15 protein-coding genes and 1 tRNA gene are annotated in these 17,178 nt (G+C 61.2%); 7 read left to right on the forward strand and 9 right to left on the reverse strand.

Going from position 1 to position 17,178, the window contains the following annotated elements; translation table 11 throughout:
* Positions 1 to 59 precede the first annotated feature (59 nt).
* The 5 genes from AmiPiv_RS15645 to AmiPiv_RS15665 all read left to right on the forward strand — a co-directional run bounded on the left by AmiPiv_RS15645 (position 60) and on the right by AmiPiv_RS15665 (position 6,880).
* Entirely contained in the window at positions 60 to 1,193 is a 1,134-nt protein-coding gene (locus AmiPiv_RS15645) for a cysteine desulfurase family protein (RefSeq protein ID WP_340038411.1), read from the forward strand.
* Positions 1,194 to 1,234: 41 nt separating this feature from the next.
* On the forward strand, positions 1,235 to 2,170 hold the full coding sequence (locus AmiPiv_RS15650; RefSeq protein WP_340038412.1) for a DUF4007 family protein: 936 nt from the start codon (positions 1,235 to 1,237) through the stop codon (positions 2,168 to 2,170).
* Positions 2,167 to 5,508, forward strand: coding sequence for a hypothetical protein (locus AmiPiv_RS15655; protein ID WP_340038413.1), 3,342 nt, complete (start codon positions 2,167 to 2,169; stop codon positions 5,506 to 5,508). The genes AmiPiv_RS15650 and AmiPiv_RS15655 overlap by 4 nt, the downstream gene beginning before the upstream one ends.
* Entirely contained in the window at positions 5,505 to 6,353 is an 849-nt protein-coding gene (locus tag AmiPiv_RS15660; RefSeq protein WP_340038414.1) for a phosphoadenosine phosphosulfate reductase family protein, read from the forward strand. The genes AmiPiv_RS15655 and AmiPiv_RS15660 overlap by 4 nt, the downstream gene beginning before the upstream one ends.
* Positions 6,354 to 6,415: 62 nt before the next feature.
* Positions 6,416 to 6,880, forward strand: a complete 465-nt coding sequence (locus tag AmiPiv_RS15665; protein ID WP_340038415.1) for a hypothetical protein — start codon at positions 6,416 to 6,418, stop codon at positions 6,878 to 6,880.
* Positions 6,881 to 6,945: 65 nt separating this feature from the next.
* Here the strand turns inward: AmiPiv_RS15665 and AmiPiv_RS15670 are convergent, their stop codons facing one another.
* The 7 genes from AmiPiv_RS15670 to AmiPiv_RS15700 all read right to left on the reverse strand — a co-directional run bounded on the left by AmiPiv_RS15670 (position 6,946) and on the right by AmiPiv_RS15700 (position 13,540).
* Complete coding sequence (locus AmiPiv_RS15670) at positions 6,946 to 7,884, reverse strand: hypothetical protein (RefSeq protein ID WP_340038416.1); 939 nt, start codon at positions 7,882 to 7,884, stop codon at positions 6,946 to 6,948.
* An 8-nt stretch (positions 7,885 to 7,892) separates the two neighbouring features.
* Positions 7,893 to 9,008 (reverse strand): DUF3696 domain-containing protein, encoded by a 1,116-nt coding sequence (locus AmiPiv_RS15675; protein WP_340038417.1) that lies wholly within the window; start codon positions 9,006 to 9,008, stop codon positions 7,893 to 7,895.
* Positions 9,001 to 10,695, reverse strand: coding sequence for a DUF262 domain-containing protein (locus AmiPiv_RS15680; RefSeq protein WP_340038418.1), 1,695 nt, complete (start codon positions 10,693 to 10,695; stop codon positions 9,001 to 9,003). The genes AmiPiv_RS15675 and AmiPiv_RS15680 overlap by 8 nt, the downstream gene beginning before the upstream one ends.
* A gap of 229 nt (positions 10,696 to 10,924) precedes the next feature.
* On the reverse strand, positions 10,925 to 11,779 hold the full coding sequence (locus tag AmiPiv_RS15685; RefSeq protein ID WP_340038419.1) for an SIR2 family protein: 855 nt from the start codon (positions 11,777 to 11,779) through the stop codon (positions 10,925 to 10,927).
* Positions 11,779 to 12,393: a hypothetical protein gene (locus tag AmiPiv_RS15690; RefSeq protein WP_340038420.1), complete on the reverse strand. Its 615-nt coding sequence runs from the start codon at positions 12,391 to 12,393 to the stop codon at positions 11,779 to 11,781. Before AmiPiv_RS15690 ends, AmiPiv_RS15685 begins: the two co-directional genes overlap by 1 nt.
* Positions 12,378 to 12,824 carry a DUF262 domain-containing protein gene (locus AmiPiv_RS15695; RefSeq protein WP_340038421.1) on the reverse strand — a complete coding sequence of 149 codons (447 nt, stop codon included), beginning with the start codon at positions 12,822 to 12,824 and terminating at the stop codon, positions 12,378 to 12,380. Before AmiPiv_RS15695 ends, AmiPiv_RS15690 begins: the two co-directional genes overlap by 16 nt.
* Before the next feature lie 639 nt (positions 12,825 to 13,463).
* A tRNA-Arg gene (locus AmiPiv_RS15700) sits at positions 13,464 to 13,540 on the reverse strand.
* 227 nt (positions 13,541 to 13,767) lie between these two features.
* Between AmiPiv_RS15700 and AmiPiv_RS15705 the strand changes: the two genes are divergently transcribed.
* The gene (locus AmiPiv_RS15705; protein ID WP_340038422.1) at positions 13,768 to 14,355 is read left to right on the forward strand and encodes an IMPACT family protein; all 588 of its coding nucleotides are present in this window, start codon (positions 13,768 to 13,770) and stop codon (positions 14,353 to 14,355) included.
* Positions 14,356 to 14,452: 97 nt separating this feature from the next.
* Entirely contained in the window at positions 14,453 to 14,854 is a 402-nt protein-coding gene (locus AmiPiv_RS15710; RefSeq protein ID WP_340038423.1) for a (R)-mandelonitrile lyase, read from the forward strand.
* 118 nt (positions 14,855 to 14,972) lie between these two features.
* Here AmiPiv_RS15710 and AmiPiv_RS15715 read toward each other — a convergent pair whose 3' ends face one another.
* Both AmiPiv_RS15715 and AmiPiv_RS15720 read right to left on the reverse strand, forming a co-directional pair.
* Entirely contained in the window at positions 14,973 to 15,848 is an 876-nt protein-coding gene (locus AmiPiv_RS15715; protein ID WP_340038424.1) for a sigma-70 family RNA polymerase sigma factor, read from the reverse strand.
* On the reverse strand, positions 15,848 to 17,125 hold the full coding sequence (locus AmiPiv_RS15720) for an NAD(P)/FAD-dependent oxidoreductase (RefSeq protein ID WP_340038425.1): 1,278 nt from the start codon (positions 17,123 to 17,125) through the stop codon (positions 15,848 to 15,850). Before AmiPiv_RS15720 ends, AmiPiv_RS15715 begins: the two co-directional genes overlap by 1 nt.
* Positions 17,126 to 17,178 lie beyond the last annotated feature (53 nt).

Here is a 17,178-nt window from a genome sequence, read left to right on the forward strand (position 1 = left end):
ATTTCAGTCGAGTTGGACTAGGTTCGGTCGACCCGACGACTCAGAGTTCCTTTGCGCCCATGTCGATCTATCTTGATGGCCACTCGACTACGCCCCTCGCCCCAGAGGCGTTGGAGGCGATGTCACCGTGGTGGCATGCTCAAGCCGGCAATCCCCACTCCCCTCACCTCGCGGGCATGTTGGCGGCGCAGGCGGTCGAGAACGCGCGTTCGGAACTCGCTTCTTTGGTCGGCTCTGATCCGCAGGAACTTATCTTCACTTCCGGGGCTACGGAGGCGAACAACATCGCGATAAGGGGTACCGCCCTCGCGGCGCTCGAGGGTGGCATCGACCGACGGGAAATCGTGGTGTCAGCCATCGAGCACAAGAGCGTGCTGTCGTCCGCGCACTCGCTTCGAAGCGCCGGCTTCCGGATCATTGAAGCGCCGGTCACCGAAAACGGCGTCATCGACATCTTGGCTCTGGAGCGGATGGTCGGCGACCGGACGCTGTTGGTGTCGGTGATGGCGGTCAATAACGAGGTAGGGTCAATCCAACCCCTCGCCGATATCGTCCGCATAGCCCGGGCAGCCGGCGCCCTCGTCCATGTCGACGCCGCACAGGGGATCGGGAAGGTTCCTTTTGACTGTGTAGACTTTGATTTTGCGAGCCTGTCCTCGCACAAAATGTACGGCCCCATGGGCATCGGCGCGCTGTTCGTGTCATCTGCGGCTCACGTCAGGCCGTTGCCGGTGCTGTTCGGCGGCAGTCAGGAGGCCGGTATCCGCCCTGGGACAGTACCCACCCCGCTCGTCGTCGGGTTTGGCGCCGCCGCGAGGGTCTCCAGGTCGCGGCTTGGTACGGATGCGACCCACTCTCGGACCCTGTCCGCCCTATTCCTCGAAGAGCTGCGCAGCAGGCAGGTGCAGTTTATTGAAAATATTCCTGAGCCAAGCCGCGCACCCGGTAGCCTTAGCCTCAGATTTCCTGGCAATGACGCGATGTCCATAATTGCGCGAGCCGGAGATCGGATTGCAATTTCCGAAGGATCAGCTTGTACAAGTGGGAAGATTACTGCATCTCATGTACTACTACAGATGGGATTAACTGAGGAACAAGCGTCAGAAACTGTTCGGTTGTACTTCTCGCGCTATAATACCGAGGCGGATGCCACGGAGGCGGCGCTCGTGCTGTCCCAAATAGTCGGCCGCTAGGGATTGCCAACTGGCGGCGGTCTCCAGTAGCATCCGCTCCCATGTTGCATGACCTTTATGACCCGGCCACCGCCATCCGCGTTTCCGGCCACGAGACATTTTCGCTGCGGCTCTTGTGGCTGAAGAAGGCGTTCGATCATGCGTCCGGCCCGGACGGGGTTGATCGTAGAACATTTCAGGAACAAGGCGCAATCGCTATCTTTGGTGTCGGCAAGAACATGGCGCTCTCGATGCGGCATTGGGCTTTGGCGACCAAGGTCCTAGAGGACGGCCCTACTCATCTTCGAGCCACCGATCTGGGCCGGCTGATCTTCGCGGACGGCACCGGGCTCGATCCATACCTTGAGCATCCGACCACCCTGTGGCTGATGCATGCCCACCTCGTGAGTGAGCCGCATGCGGCAACAACATTCTACTACGCCTTCAACCTCCTCAATCAGATCGCCTTTACCAGGGATGACCTCGTTAGGGCCATGGCGGCCATCGTTGACGCCCGCGCCACGGCGAGGGCGACGTCTGAGACGCTGAAGCGCGACGTAGAAGTGTTCGTGCGCAGTTACGCGCCTCGCCACTCCGATTCAGGGGAAGATGCAGCGGAACCGCTTCTGGTCGAACTCGGGCTTTTGCGTGAGCATCGGTCAACCGGGCAGTTCGAATTCGTGCGTGGGCAGAAGCCTTCGCTCGAGGACAGCATCTTTGCTCTCGTACTAAAGCGCTTTTGGGAGCGTCATCACCCGCTGTCGCCAACCGTCTCGGTGGAGCAGGCGCAGTATGGCCCTGGCTCCCCGGGCCGCGTCTTCAAACTTGATGAGGACAGCCTGGTTGCGCGCCTCATGAGCATCGACGACGCGACTAGCGGGAAGATGGTGTGGACCGATACGGCGGGCCTCCGTCAGGTCGCATTGAATAGCCGTCTCGAGGAGATCGACGACTTCGGCCTCATCAAGGCTGGGTACCGGGCTCGGAGGGCCGCATGACCAAGCTCGCCGACATCGTCAAGGTCGAGCGCCGGTTCGCCCTTTCCGCGAGGATCGATACGGACCTCAACGGCACTCCGCCGCTGACCGGCTACGTGCTGCAAGCGAGCGTGCGCAAATCGCTCGTTGCCATGCTGACCGGGATCGCCGATGGATCGCAATACGCCTTCACCTGGACCGGCCCCTATGGCGGCGGCAAATCCTGTGCTGCCCTGCTCGTCGCCAACCTAGTGGCCGGCAGCAAGAAGCAGCGCGCTCTCGCCGAAGGGATCGTCGGCACCGAGTTGGCGGAACAGTTTTCATCGGCCTTCCCCGGACGCGGCCGCGCTTGGGAAGTCCTCGCGCTGACTGGCCGGCGCACCAGCCTTGCAGATGCATTGGCAGACGTGGCCGCGGAGCAGTTTCAGTGGCCGCAATTGGCACTGGACGCTGCCCGTGACGAGCGCGTGCTGATTGATGAGCTCGAGGCTAGAGCTCGGCAAAAAGGCGGGCTGCTCATCGTCATCGACGAGCTGGGCAAATTCCTCGAGCACGCGACAAGCTCTGCCGGGGACGTACACATTTTGCAGGATCTCGCCGAGCGCGCGGCACGCTCAGACGGTCGGCTGGTCCTTGTCGGCATCTTACATCAGTCCTTCGAGCAATATGCCAATCGGCTGAGCCGCACCGGTCGGAACGAATGGGCGAAAGTTCAGGGTCGTTACCAAAACGTGCCCTTTGTTGCGCAGGCCGACGAGGTTGCGGCGCTCATCGCGCGGGCGATCGGCAGTGATCAAGCTCCGGCAACCGCCAAGACAATCGCTGCTCTCACGGCGGAAGCCATTTCGCACCGCCGGCCGGTCGATGTGGCAGGCCTCACGGAGGTTCTGACTCAGACGTGGCCCCTGCACCCGGTCTCGGCGCTCTTGCTCGGACCGGTATCGCGCCAGCGATTCGCGCAGAACGAGCGGAGCGTTTTCGGATTTCTCTCGTCGTCTGAACCGAACGGATTTCAAGCGCACCTGGCGCGGACCGAGGTCAGCGCAAACGCTTGGTATGGACCCGATCAACTCTGGGACTATCTGGTCGCCAACTTCGGCAGCGCCTTATCTGTTGGTCCTGAAAGCAATCGGATGACCCTGGCCATGGAGGCCGTGGAGAAAGCTGCCCTCCACGGCACGCTGTCCGCGAAGCTTGCCAAGGCGGCGGCCGTGGTCGAGATGTTCCGGAACGGCTCCGGACTCGCGGTTGCCGACGACATCCTCACTCTTTGCGCGCCCGAAGCGAAGAAGGCCGAGATCGCTGCGGCCATCGACGAATTGGTCAACCGCGCGATCCTCATCCGGCAGCCGCGGCTCGGCGGATACGCTCTATTCGCCGGCAGCGATTTCGACCTTGATGAGGCGATCAACAAGGTCGCGCTAAAGCTCGATGCGGATGTACTCGCCGATTTGCCCTCCCGGTTGGGCGTGGGACCGATCGCCGCGAAGAGTCACTACTTTTCGACCGGGGCGTTACGCACCTTCGATGTGATTATCCAGTTCGCCGAGGAGAGCCCTCAAAGTCCCGCAGCATGGGCAAAGAGAACCGCCGCATCTTTGGCGAAGACGAAGCGGCGATCGGCGGGTCTTCTCATCATGCTGCTTCCGGATGCGCGAAGCTTCGAAGCACCGGTCAAAGTCGCCGCGAAGCAGCTCAGCACCGAATTGGAGAATTTGGGCGTCCTCGCCGGTGTGGCCGCTAGCGAACAGGTCTACATGCTGAGGGACCACGCGACGGACCTTTATGCCCTCGATCGCATCGAAGTGACCCATCCGCAGCTAGAGGGTGATCGGATCGCTCGACGGGAACTGTCGGCCCGCAAAGCCTTGATCGCCGAAATTGTTAGAAGTGACCTGCTTAAGGCTTTCTCGTCGGCACGCTGGTGGGCTTTCGGCGACAGCGCGAAGGATTCAGCCGGCAAGAAGCTCGATGGCAGGGAGCTGACGGTCATAGCGTCGGCTCTTTCGACGGCTGCCTTCGGCAGCGCGCCCGTCATCCAATCGGAGTTGCTCTACCGGGATAAACCTTCGACAGCGGCCATGGCGGGCCTGCGCACGTTGATGCATGCCATGGCTTCGAAGGCCGACGTTCCGGACCTTGGTATTGAGAACTACCCCGTCGAGCGAGGGCTTTATCTGACCATCGTTCGGCCCCTGGGCCTGCACAGGCAGGACGAGAAGGGTGTTTGGCGCTTTACCGATCCTGGCGGCGACAAAGCAGGCAGGACGCTAAAGTCTGCATGGACGGAGCTCGGTGAGAAGCGGGTGAACCTGGCCGACCTTTTCGACACATGGGCTACCAGACCGTACGGCATCAAACGCGGCGTCATGCCGGTGCTGGTGTTGTCCTATCTGCTGGCGCACCGAAACGCAGTGGCGGTCTACGTCGACGGCGTTTTCCAGCCCGCTGTTGATGATATTGTAGCCGACCGCATTCTCCAGGATCCCGCAGCCATCGAGTTCCGGCGAATCTCGCGCTCGAAGCGCGACGAAGCCTTCGTTCAGCAGCTCGCCGCCCTTCTGTCGACCAAAGCAACTCCCGTTGAAGCGAAGGCACTTCCTGTCGCGTCGGCACTATATCAGCGCTTTCATGCTCTACCGTTGTGGGCACAGCGAACCCAGACCTTACCCGAGAAGGTTCGAAAGGTCAGGGACATCGTGCTGAAGGCTAGCGATCCGGAGGCACTATTGTTTTCGGATCTGGCGTCGGCGCTAGAGGGAGAGCCGGACCCCGGAGTGAGCGTGGTGACCGCTCTCACCAAGGCCGAGCACGCCTACCCGAAAATGCTCGAGGCGCTCCGCAAAAGCCTTGCGGAGCATCTGGGCGTCGACGCCGAGATGTTTGAAGGTGTCGGCCCGCGGTCGTCGACTGCTTCAGGAGTCTCGGCCGAGCTGCGGGTTGATGCCTTCATCATGCGCGCCGGCGCCTTTGAGGGCGGTGAGGGCGACATCGAGGGTTTGGCGAGTCTGCTCATACATAAGCCGCCGCGCAACTGGTCCGACCGCGAGCAGGAACAGGCGATGTTCGAGCTCGCGAAACTCTGCCTGCGCTTCCGCGAGGCGGAGACCTTCGCTGCGGTCCGGGACCGGTCACCCACGTCGCAGGCCATATCCGTAATGGTGGGCCTCGACCCGAAGGAAAAGCCCCTCTTCCATGCGTTCCAGGTGTCTAAGCAGGAGCTTGCCGCCGCAGACAAAGCGGCGGACGATTTGATGGCGCAACTCCGCGAAAAGGGCATGCGGCCGGCCGTCGAGCTTGCCGCTCTGGCGCGTATCGTAGAACGCCTTTCTGATGGCAAGGGGATGGAGCCAAGATGACGGCTGCGGTGCGTGAACGTCATATCCTCGGAATTTCCGGAGGGCGCGACAGTGCCGCCCTTGCCGTCCACATGCGGCAGACGCGGCCGGACCTCGATCTCGAATACTTCTTTACCGATACCGGCAAGGAGCTGGCAGAGGTCTACACGTTTCTCGACAAGCTCGAAGGGTTTCTTGGGAAGCCGATTACCCGGCTCAATCCGGATCGGGATTTCGACTTCTGGCTCAAGGAATACAATCACTTCTTGCCCTCCCCAAAAACTCGCTGGTGCACGCGGCAGCTCAAGCTGCGCCCGCTTGAGCATTGGCTCCGCCAGGACCTCGATGCCGGGGTGATCGTCCACTCGTATGTGGCGATCCGGTCAGATGAACCGAGTCGTGAGGGTTACCAGGCGACGCATGGCAATATGCAGGTTCATTTCCCCTTACGCGACGACGGCATCAATCGTGCCGGGGTGATTGAGACGCTCGAAAGCGCCGGCTTGGGCGAACCCGAGTACTATCGCTGGCGCACCCGGTCGGGCTGCACATTCTGTTTTTTCCAGCAGAAGATCGAGTGGGTGCGCCTGATGCGTGAACACCCGGAAGCCTTTGACGAGGCCAAGGGTTATGAAAAGACCGCGCGTGACCACGGCTCTCCGTTTACGTGGAGCCAAGGCGAAGGACTAGACGAACTCAGTGCACCGGCGCGCGTCGAGGAGATCGAACGCGAATTCGAGCAGCGTCGTGCCCGCCTCTTGGCTCGGCGCCGCGTGAATCCGCTCGCTGGCAATCAGATGCCCACGGTCGATGACGTCTACGGGATCGACGAAGCCTCGGCAGGGTGTGTGATTTGCCACAAGTGACTGCAAAAGAGCGTCACCGTTGCTCGTGCCAGCGGGTTGGCGTCAACTAAAGGGTGAAATGAGTGGCCGCCGATCCAACCACCATGGCTGACCCGAAGAGGGTTCAGCAACTAATGGCAAATGCAGACAGGCTTGGCGAGACCGCTCTGGTTCGCGCCTGTCAGCGGCGGCTTTATGAGCTCGGTGGCATGGACTACGAAGATCCAATTACCCGCAGGCTGTGGCAGGCAGTGACCGCCTACGAGGAAACACTACGGCGGAAGCACGGAAAGTCTCAGCGAGCTGGCTACACTCGCCGCAAGATCGCCGACAAGGGTCCGGTCGCAACGCTCTCCGATTGGGCACTGGACAAGAAAGTCACACCTGGATTTGAGGCTCTTCTCGAAGCCGGGATGGCCGAGTTCACCGGTGAATACGTCGTCATCGAGTTCGCTCGCAGTTTCCAACCGCACGTGGTCGCTGCTGCCAGAGCGCGACTAGAGGCTTTCGGGGTCACCCTTCCGAAGGACGATGAAGGTAACGAATAGCGGACCCTGGCACAGGGCATCCAGGCAACCGGGAGTGCGCAGGTTGGTTGTTGGCGGCGAACCGATCAACCTATGCCTAACTTTCTCCCTACATGGCCGATGAGGGCATGCCTTCTTGGATCGCTCATTACGATGAAGTGTATTCTGCCTTCGCCCGGTGCGAAGTCGGCGTGGTCGCTGAAGACACGCTCCACCAGATTTGCATCGTTGAAGCGGGCTAAGTTTTGGCGAGTGCGGCTCTCAGGACGGACGTTAAATGGGAAGGTCGGATAGCCCGTGTTTGCGACCCGCCACGTGCCGACAGCGATGTTGATTCCTGAAAGCCGTTCGACGATGGCCGGCAACTGCGGATCCCCGCTCAATAGAGTCTCAATTTGCGCGCGGGTCCGGGGTATGAACTCGAGATTTGGGAACAACTCCTCGCGGCGGCTCCATAGCGCGACCCCCGATTCCACCTCCGGTCCAGTCACCAACGATTGTGCATGATGATCTACATGGTCAGGTTCACTGGCATTTCGAGCGATAACTGCATCCGTGACCAGGTCGCCCTCGGCGGACAACTTGATCCGGTGCAGGCCGATCTCGGGTACGCTCCACGCCGCGTGCGAAGGCAAGCTCACCGCCAGGCCCTCAAGCTGATGAGCCAGCCCGAGCGCCAGGGCTACAGTCCCCGGGGATGCCTCGGCATTGTCTGGCAGCTGGTATTCGACGTCGTCCGCACCTCCTAGTTCCCCGAAGGCTACAGAGAACGGAGCCCGGTCCCTCACCGTTTTGAGGTAAATGCTCTCCTCTACGCAACCATGCAGATTCCGTAAAATGGGAAGCGGCCAATCGGGACCGAAGGACATCTGGGCGAGTGGTATCTCCATGTTCAGGATCATTCGTTTGTCTAGCGACGAGGCACGGCGCACCACTCCGCAGAAGTTCTTGAGTCTGGCCACAGCCTCGTTCGCAGAGCATTGTCCCAGCGGCGTCGAGAGCTCGTTCATGAACAACTGGAGCACGCGGAACCTCAGGTCAAAAGCTGATCCAGGCTCCGCTCCCACTGGTCGAAGAACCCGCTAGGCCAATAGGATAGGCGTCCATCTGATGCGATCGTCGGGGTTTCGTACGTTCCGGCTTCTCCCGGTTGCCTCGAGAAGAAGTGTAATAGCGTTCGCGACGGCTCCAGATGACCATGCTTGACGGCAAGTCGGATACCGTTGAGCACGTGGTCGCTGTGGGTCTCCACAATCACCTGCACGCCGAGGGCCGCTGTGAGTGCCAGGAGCCGGCCCATCGCTGCTTGTCCTAGGGGGTGCAACTGCGCCTCGGGATTCTCCACAACCACGAGAGTGCCCGGCACTGCTGCAAGGCAGCCCGCAAGGATTGGCAGGACATGTGTGAGGCCAAAGCCGACATTAGTGGGTCGGAGTGGATCGCCATACGACGCCTTCTCGCCACGGAAGGAATACGCAAGTCGAACCAAGTCAGTCATTGGTACACCGACGGGCTCCACACGCACGCCAGGACTGAAGTGCTGCATCCATGCATTGACTTGTGCGAGCAGGCTTGCGCCGGCATCGTCGATGGAGACCCGGAGGGAAGGCGCGACAACCAACTCGGCCCCAAATTTGAGAAGGAAGTGGGCGGTGTATTCCCCACGCGGCCCAAGGGACCGATCGTGCACGACCGTATGTTGCGACATCGGAAAAGTGACACTTGGCGTGATCCGATCCGCTCTTAGGAACTGAAACCCTCTACCAAACAGGTTGTGGCGGTCGAGGAGCTGCTCGCGCGCGAACTGGTCGCACAAAAGAACGTCCGCATCCGCCTCTGCTCTCGCCTTCCATTCCAAGCTCTCGACGTCGCCCGAAATGGCGAATTCGCACCAGATGCCTATCTCAGGATCGACGAACGATTGATGTAACGCATCTCGCCCCGTCCCTATCGAGACAAGAGGTCCGTTGAGGTCCAACTCCCCCCTTGTGAGGTCGTCTGAATCATAAGATTGGCGCAGAAGGCCGAGCGACTGCAAGACCGAGCTCTTGCCGCTTCCATTAAGACCGGACAACAGCGTAAGCGAACCGAATGGTAGTTCCAGGTCCGCAAATGCCTTGAAATTCTTGAGGCCTAAGTTCCTAAGCATGAGCGTCCAACTCATCCTGAAGTAGTTGCGCAACTCGTGCGAAACGGAACTGTACTTTGCCTGGGTCTCCAGTGCCTTGAGATATGGCGGATTCGAACTCTCTGTCCGCGCAGAGCGTCATGAACGCCGCCTTAAGTTTGTCCCGCCGATCGACAAGGCGCTGGATGCCCTCCGCGTCTAGTGTTGCGAGGTTGACCGAAAGCGCTTCGAACAACGCCTTGTTGATCGGAAACCGTCCATCAGCGGGAGAAACCCGCTTTCGGAAGGCATCGTTTTCGAAGAGTGAGTATGCACCCTGCATGGCTCGTTGAAACGCTTCCCTGGCCCGCGCCAAGTCCTCTCCGTTCAATCCATTCACCGCTTTCATCGCCTTGATGAGAAATCGATCCATCTCCGATTGTCGGTATGCCGACACGCCGAGTACAAAAAAGGCCAGAAACCGCAAAACGAGTTCGCGATCGTCCATCCTAATTGGATTGATACTGCTGTCGGTGGCGATCAGAAAGTCGGGCGACCTCGCCCAGTCTTCTAGGACTTGGCGAGCCGGACCGGGCGTAATGGCGTGCCTCAGCTCCTGAGGTGAAAGTGGTACACCGCCGGTGTTGATGCGCGCGAACACGTTGAACTTCACCTCAGGCGGCGTTCCCTTGCGGATCAGGTGGATGACGAGCTCTGTTTCCCGAAGGCGCATTTTGAGCCGATCGCTAAGATCCCCGAACGCCATACCCTCATACGAGTCCAGGTACTCAAGTCCCGACAGGAGCAGCGGGGGACGAGCGATGATGTCGGGCTGAATGAATTGGGCAATCGTAGAAAGCCTCTGGATGCCGTCCACGATCTCCCAGGACTCGTCATCATCCTCGGCAGCGTAGAGCACAGGCAGTGGTATTCGCAGCAGCAAAGACTCGATCAGCCTGCTCTTTCGGCGGTCATCCCAAATGCCCCACCTCCGCTGAAAATCTGGCTGGAGATCAATCATCTTGCTCCGCGCTCGCGAGAGCAGAAGGTCCACCGTCATGTTGCGCGTCACAACATCGATCGTCTCGGGGTCGAACGGCTCGGCAATGATTCCGCTGTCGAGGGCGGACGCGTCATCCTTCTCGACACCCACACCCTTATGGAAGAAGTCGAGTTGCTCGACAGCAGTTACCTCTGGTGATGGGTCGATCGGCCATTTGGCCGGTTGCAGCGCGGCCGCCGGATCCGCGAGCTGTCTAGAGAACGACCTAGAGGTAGCATCATCCATAGCCAGCATGCTGATCATGTTGGCGCGAAGGACCTGCCGCTGCGCGGCTGATCTCCAGGTCTCAGCTAAGAACTCATTGATGGCCAACCGGTCGAACTTCGGAAATAGGGCGGCCTTCGATCCTGGCTTGCCCTCGGGCCCAAAATCCTCTCGCGTTAGCGCCCTGGTGCCGGAAAAGAACGTCCAAAGGCCGTCGTTGCTCAGGTGCCATAAGGGCCGCCAACCTTCATCCGCCCGTTCCGGATAGCTCAGACCGACATAGTCCCTGAACTTCAACGCGATCGCGTGGGCATCGAGATCAGCGGGGTTTAATCTTTCCTCATTCGCAAGGTCGATCGCAGCGATGAGGCAGACCGGCTTGAAAAACCTCGCGCCTGGTGAGCGCCTCCGCCTTATGGACGAGACCAGCGATTTCCAAGGATTGTCCGCGATCGTGGTCATCAATAGGTTCACCCAGTCTTCACGCACCGGCTACAGCTCGACAATTTGGCAAGACGTGTAACAGTCTTGCAGTCGGTCGGGAACGGCAAGGGAGGAACATTGCTGGCGACTCCCTTCGCTCAAGGCGGAACTGTACGGCCGGGTGACGAAGAGGAAGCGGCTGTAGATTTCGGTCGCGCCTGTCCACTCGACGTTGCCCACCCCGGGAGACGCAGCGACTTTTGAACCCCTAGCTCTGCCCCAAAGAGACCAAGAACTCGGTGAGTTCAGCGTATTGGTTCGCGCTGCTGATAGGCACAATCTGGACCTTCAAATCCTTGAACCACCGGTCCTGTTCCACCGCCGTCAACTGCTCTTTCGCCATCACGGCATAGTGGCTTGGCCCTGAGTCCTGAGGGTAAGCGTCCGCGATATAATTCAGGAGCAACCTCGTCTCGGGGTCGTTCATTGATGCGCCCACGAATACCATGGAAAACATAGTGAACATGCCCGTCAGCAAATGTTGGTACGCCCTTTTTCTGTAAAGCGTTTCTCTGTAGTCCCGCTCCGTCAGGATGATCCCGTTGCCCGCGCGCTGAGCGTCGCCATGGGCTTTGAGGATGAAGAATTCCTGCGCAAATAGCCGGCGCTGGAGTTCACCCTCGTCCTGGTAGGTTAGCACCGAGACATCGTCGTCAACCTCAGCGCGATAGGAGCGCTCTATGATGGTGTCATAATTCGTTGTGATGATGAACGGCAATTTATCCAGTCTTACCAACGCTTTATGAAGTGCCGTTGGTTGGGGTTTCGGTGCCTTGAACGTGTCCTCCACGACCTTCGCGAAGTAACTGCCCAGATCCTCTTTTAGACCAGACGCTATCATGAGGTACTTACTTGGATCTGAGATCAGCGAGCGGTATTCGCCTGCCTTATCGGCGGCTACGACGTTCTGTTTCTCTGCGACGGCGACCATGGCCTCAAGGAACTGCGGCCAGGTCGGCAACCCGGCGCCCACTGAAGCACCGGCACCGACGAGAATAGCCGCTTTCTTGCCGCGATAGGTCGCCCGAAGATTGTCGGGGATGCTCTTTTCGTCGAATGCCATCACGACCTCGCGTCGATGTCGGGGCAGAATGCCCGAAGTGCCTCATTGCGGGTCCGAAGGCTTTCCTTCGTGCCGGCTTGGGTCCGAAAGGCTTCTATATAGTTGTACAGATGCCGATCGAGTGTCGGTTGCGCACTCTCGCGGTTCAGAAGGACATCAGGCTGCGCGTTGTGCATACGCCGCCTGGCCTCGAAGGATTCGTAGGCCTGAGCCAGCTTCACCGGGTCCACTGCGGCGCCCGCTCGCTGCCGCTGCGATATCAGCAGGGAGAGGTCCACGAAAATCCACTTTTGAGTTATCCGATAACCGAATTGCTGGTTCACCTCGTCAAGGACGTTGAGGACGGCACCGGCGCGGGAGGCCAACTCGAGTATCGAATCGGTGTTGGTCACCTCCACCACCATCCGTTTTAAGTCGGGGGCCTTCAGATCTCGATCGGTCCCATACTGCAGTACTGCAAACAGGTGGGTGATGTAGTCCAAATGCTTCGACCTCGCGGACGAGATACGGCTATGCCCAAAAAATTCGTGTGACTCTGCGATCGATGCCATGATGCGGTTCAGAGGATGCAGCATCGCATTGCGCAGCTCTGCCGGATTTAGGGGCACGCCCATCTGTAGGCGCGAGAACAATGCAGCGATGTCGTCGTTCGTACTGCAGATATTTCGGCGACGCTGACCTCGAAGGCGTCGAAACGGTCTTTTAGATCTTGGTGCAATTGACCGTATCTCAGTCCAGCTATCGCGTGCCCATCCACTGGCGCCAGCGGCTCGCCGTATTCAAGGGGTAGATCGCCGGTACGAAATTCCCACAAAGCGCGCAGTCGCTGCTGACCATCCACGGCATCATGAGTAAATACCGCATCGCCGTTGCGAACGCGCAGATAGACCTTGGGTATGTCCATGCCCCTCAAAATGGAATCAATCAAAAGGACCTGACGAGGCGGCTTCCAAGCCGGTCCTCGCTGCCATTGCGGATTGAGGTTGATGTTCTCCCGCTCGCTGAACAGTCGATCGACTGTCCAGGTTCCCTGATTGATTTGCAATTCCGACGCCCCCCGTCTGCACTTGTTAAAGATCTAGGTCCGCCGCGTCGCCTACGACAAGTCCAGTGTCAGGCCAAGCTTCGATTGCGGTTCGGTCCAACAGGGTATCATGGCAATTCAACGAGGGACCAGCAAGACAGGCAGCGCGCGTAGGAAAGAGGAAATTCACCCCCGCCGCAGGTGGTGAATGGGACAGTCGTAGCAGCGTCAGCATAGCGCTGGCCGCAGGACGGGACGGGGACCGACTGTCCCCGTCCGTGGCGGTCCGCGAAGGCTTGCAGCCTTTCGGCTTCCCTCAATTGCGTGACAGCTTGCTGGGACGAGCCTTGTTTCGGACATCATGGGTCGATGCCATCAACATATTCTCTTATCATGTCGACAGATATCCGAGATATCGACAGTCGATAGGCGTGGACAAAGGCGTTAGCGTTCGTGCGCTACGAGGCATCCTATCCATCCCGAAAACGGGGTTACCATTGGCGCCCCTTTCATTTCCGGTCAGACTTCAGCAACACTTTTCCACAGGGGCTGTGTCGAATTGGTACCATCTCTTGTGCTTCCGTAGTGCTTCCGCGCGAAAAGCGCGAGGCCACGTGTCGAAGCCGCGATCAACTAACCATCTGTTATTTATTATTAAATTGGCGCACCCGACAGGATTCGAACCTGTGACCTCTGCCTTCGGAGGGCAGCGCTCTATCCAGCTGAGCTACGGGTGCTCGTCCACGGCCACGCCGCGAACCACGCCCGGCGCACCGGACGACGCAGCCGTCATAGCCGAAGCGGCGGTAGGCTTCAACGGGAGAAATGGAGTTGCGCTGTCCTCCGAAGGAGGCGGGCGAGGACTGGAGTCCAAAGGGGTAGCGGTCACGGCAGGCTGCGGCGTTTCGCCTGGCGACATGAAGGCCTGCTGGCGATCGAGGCGTCGCTTGTGTATCGGGGAGACATGTTCACGCTGACGCGCCTCGAGAGCTTCTCCCAGGAGATCAAGAAGAGCCGCTTCCTGGCTGCCGCCGGGCCAGTGGCGGACGAGGCGGCGGCAAGGGAGTTTGTTGCGGCACGTTCGGAGCCCGCCGCCAACCACAATTGCTGGGCCTGGCGCATCGGCCAGAACTACCGCTTCAGCGACGACGGCGAGCCGAGCGGCACGGCCGGCAAGCCCATACTGCAGGCACTCGACGGCCAGTCGCTCGACAATGTAGCGGTGGTCGTCACGCGCTGGTTCGGCGGCGTGCTGCTGGGTACCGGCGGGCTGGTGCGGGCCTACGGCGGTACCGCCGCCGCCTGCCTGCGGGCGGCGGAGAAGACCGCGCTGGTGGCGACGACGGACGCCCGCGTCAGCTGCGACTTCGCCGACCTGGCGCTGGTCAAGGCAAGGCTCACCGCGTCGCCGGGCACAAGCATCCAAGCCGAGAACTTCAACGCTACCGGAGCCGAGCTCACGGTCAGGCTGCCGGAAGCAGATTCAGTGGCAATCGCCCGGCTGATCGCCGACCTTACCAGCGGGCGCGCAACGATCAGGTTCGCGGGCTGATCAAAGCCGGCCGCGCCGTTTGCCTTTTTCGGCCGGGCGCGAGCGGATAGGGTGAACTGGCTCGACCTATGTGACAGGAATCGGAAGGAGACATCAGATGGAGATCAAGCGCTGCGGATCAAGGCCGTCGGCCAAGCCGTCGCCCGACTACTTCACCGGTGCGGTGCGCCAGGATCCGATCATCGAGGCTCCTGCCCCGGCGCAGGTGCGTGCCGTGACCGTGACGTTCGAGCCCGGCGCGCGCACCGCCTGGCACACCCATCCGCTCGGGCAGACGCTGGTCGTCACATCGGGCTGCGGCTGGGCCCAGGTCTGGGGCGGTCGGATCGAGGAGATCCGGACCGGCGACGTCGTCTGGTTCGCGCCCGGCGAGAAGCACTGGCACGGCGCGACCGCCAGCACGGCAATGACCCACATCGCCATCCAGGAAGCGCAAGACGGCAAGGCCGTCGACTGGCTCGAACACGTGTCGGACGAACAGTACCGGGCGCCGGCCTGACACCCCCTCCCCGACGGACCTCGGCTGCCGGCACGGGCGAACCGTCCGCCGGCTCACCTTAGCTTGGCCGCCTACACGGAGGCCATCGGAGGTAGCACGGACAGCCGGCCGGCATCGATCAGTGCAGCGTTTCCGCGATGTGCTTCAGCTTGTCCGGATTGCGCACGACATAAATGCCGACGATGCGGCCATTCTCAAGCTCCAGGGCCGTGGTCTGGAGGATGTCGCCCCGCTCGACGGTGATGAACCCGGGCAGGCCGTTGATGACGCCATAGCGCACCAGTCGCGACCTGCTTTCGGCGAATGCGGACGCGAAGGTCGCAAACAGCAGCATGACGCTGTCGAGCCCGGAGAGCGGCGCGCCGTGAGCCGTCGCCTTGCCGCCGCCATCGGCATAGACGGTGACGTCCGCGGCAAGCAGCGCGCGCAGGCGCTCCATCTCACCGTCCCGGGACGCTGTGAAGAAGGCTTTCGCGATCTCGAGGCCCCATTCCTTCGGCACCGGATAGCGCGGACGATCCGCACGAACATGGGCACGGGCGCGACCTGCCAGCTGCCGACACGCGGTCGGGTCTCGCCCGATCGTGGCCGCGACCTCCTCGAAGCCGAGCCCGAACACGTCATGAAGCAGGAAGGCTGCACGTTCCAATGGCGACAGACGCTCCAGCGCCATCAGCAGCGGCAAGGTGACGTCGTCCACCACATCCTCGCCCGATTCCACAATTGGCTCCGGCAGCCACGAGCCGACATACGCCGCACGCTCGCGCCGGACCGACTTGAGCCGGTCCAGACACAAACGCGTGACGACTCGGCGCAGAAAGGCCGTCGGCTCGCGCACGGCACCCCGGTCGATACCGAGCCAGCGCAGAAAGGCGTCCTGGACCACATCCTCGGCTTCCGCGACCGAGCCCAGCATCCGATAGGCAACGCGCACAAGAGCCGGCCGAAGCGGATCGAAGACGGCGGCAGCGTCCTGGCTCGAGACGGGTGCCATCAGATTGCCTTTCGCCGCACCGGCTCGAGATCGGCTTTCGGGCCGTCTACCCGGCGAGCCCTTTCGGCAAGGTCGATGCTCGAACTCGCAAGCAACGCTTCGGCCGAGCCATCGGCCGGTGGATAGATGACTTGCGTGTTGACCAGCCGCTTCACCGCCTTGCCTTCGCAGCCGGTCTTCTCGACCCTCCGCTCCCAGCCCTGGGTGACGACCGCGCCGGAGCGGCCGAGGTCGAGGCAGGTAACATAGCGCAGTTGCGTGTAGGGCACGGTCGGCAGGCCAAGCAGGTCACGTGCGGCGTTCTCGCCAGCGACACGGCCGAGTTGCCCCGCGTGCTGGCAGGATTGCAGCGTCCGGTGCCCATCACCGGTATCGGCCGTCGCGGCGTCACCAGCAACGAAGACCTCAGGCGCGGCGGGTGCCCTGAGTGCGGTATCGACGACAACCCGGCCGAGCCTGTCATGCGCGCCCGGGACCTGCGCCGCGAAAGCAGAGGCGGCCATCCCAGTCGCCAGAACCACGGCATCGGCAGCAAGCACGGTGCCGTCATCAAAGCTCACACGGTCCGCAGCCAAGGCTCGCACCGCAGCACCGAGGCGCCGCTCTACGCCGGCTGCCACCAGCGCCGCCTCGATTTCCGCTCGCGGCCCGAATCCAAGCTCGGGTCCCACGGTCTCGGCCCGATCGATCAGCACAATGTGCAGCCGCTCGGCGGCATCATCGCCGCCGTGGGCAACCAGCCGGTCGCGCAGCTCAAGCGCCAGTTCGATGCCGGTGAAGCCCGCACCGACGACGGCGATGGTCGGAGACGCAACCTCACGGACGATGCCGCCCAGGCGCCGATCGAAGGTGATCGCCTCAGCCTGGGTGTCGACCGAAAACGCAGTCTCGGCGCCCGTCACCTGGGGGCGGCGCATCCGGCTGCCGGTGGCGACGATCAAGCGGTCATAGGTGAGCCGCTCACCGCCAGAGAGCTTCACAGTCCTGGTAGGAGTGTCCAGTCCGACCGCCTCGCCGGGCACGAAGGCGATTTCCACCTTGTGCAGGAGGGGCAACAGCGGAACGCCAAGCGTCTCAGGCAGCGCTTCGTACAACCGCGGCCGGATTTGGAGCATCGGCTCAGGTGACACCAAGCTTACATGTGCTCGGGGGCCAGCGAGCCGCCGGGCCGCGACCGCCGCCCAGAAGCCGGCAAATCCACCGCCGACGACCAGGATCTTGCCGGCATGATCACGCCCTTCGAAATCGGCGGTGGCGGGGTTCAGTCCAAATGTCATCGTCATCTCCACTTCAGGGGCTTTCGGAGACATGACGACTGGAACGAGCGGAA

It is taken from the genome of Aminobacter sp. Piv2-1 (assembly GCF_037625995.1).
In the GTDB taxonomy this organism is placed as follows: Bacteria; Pseudomonadota; Alphaproteobacteria; order Rhizobiales; family Rhizobiaceae; genus Aminobacter.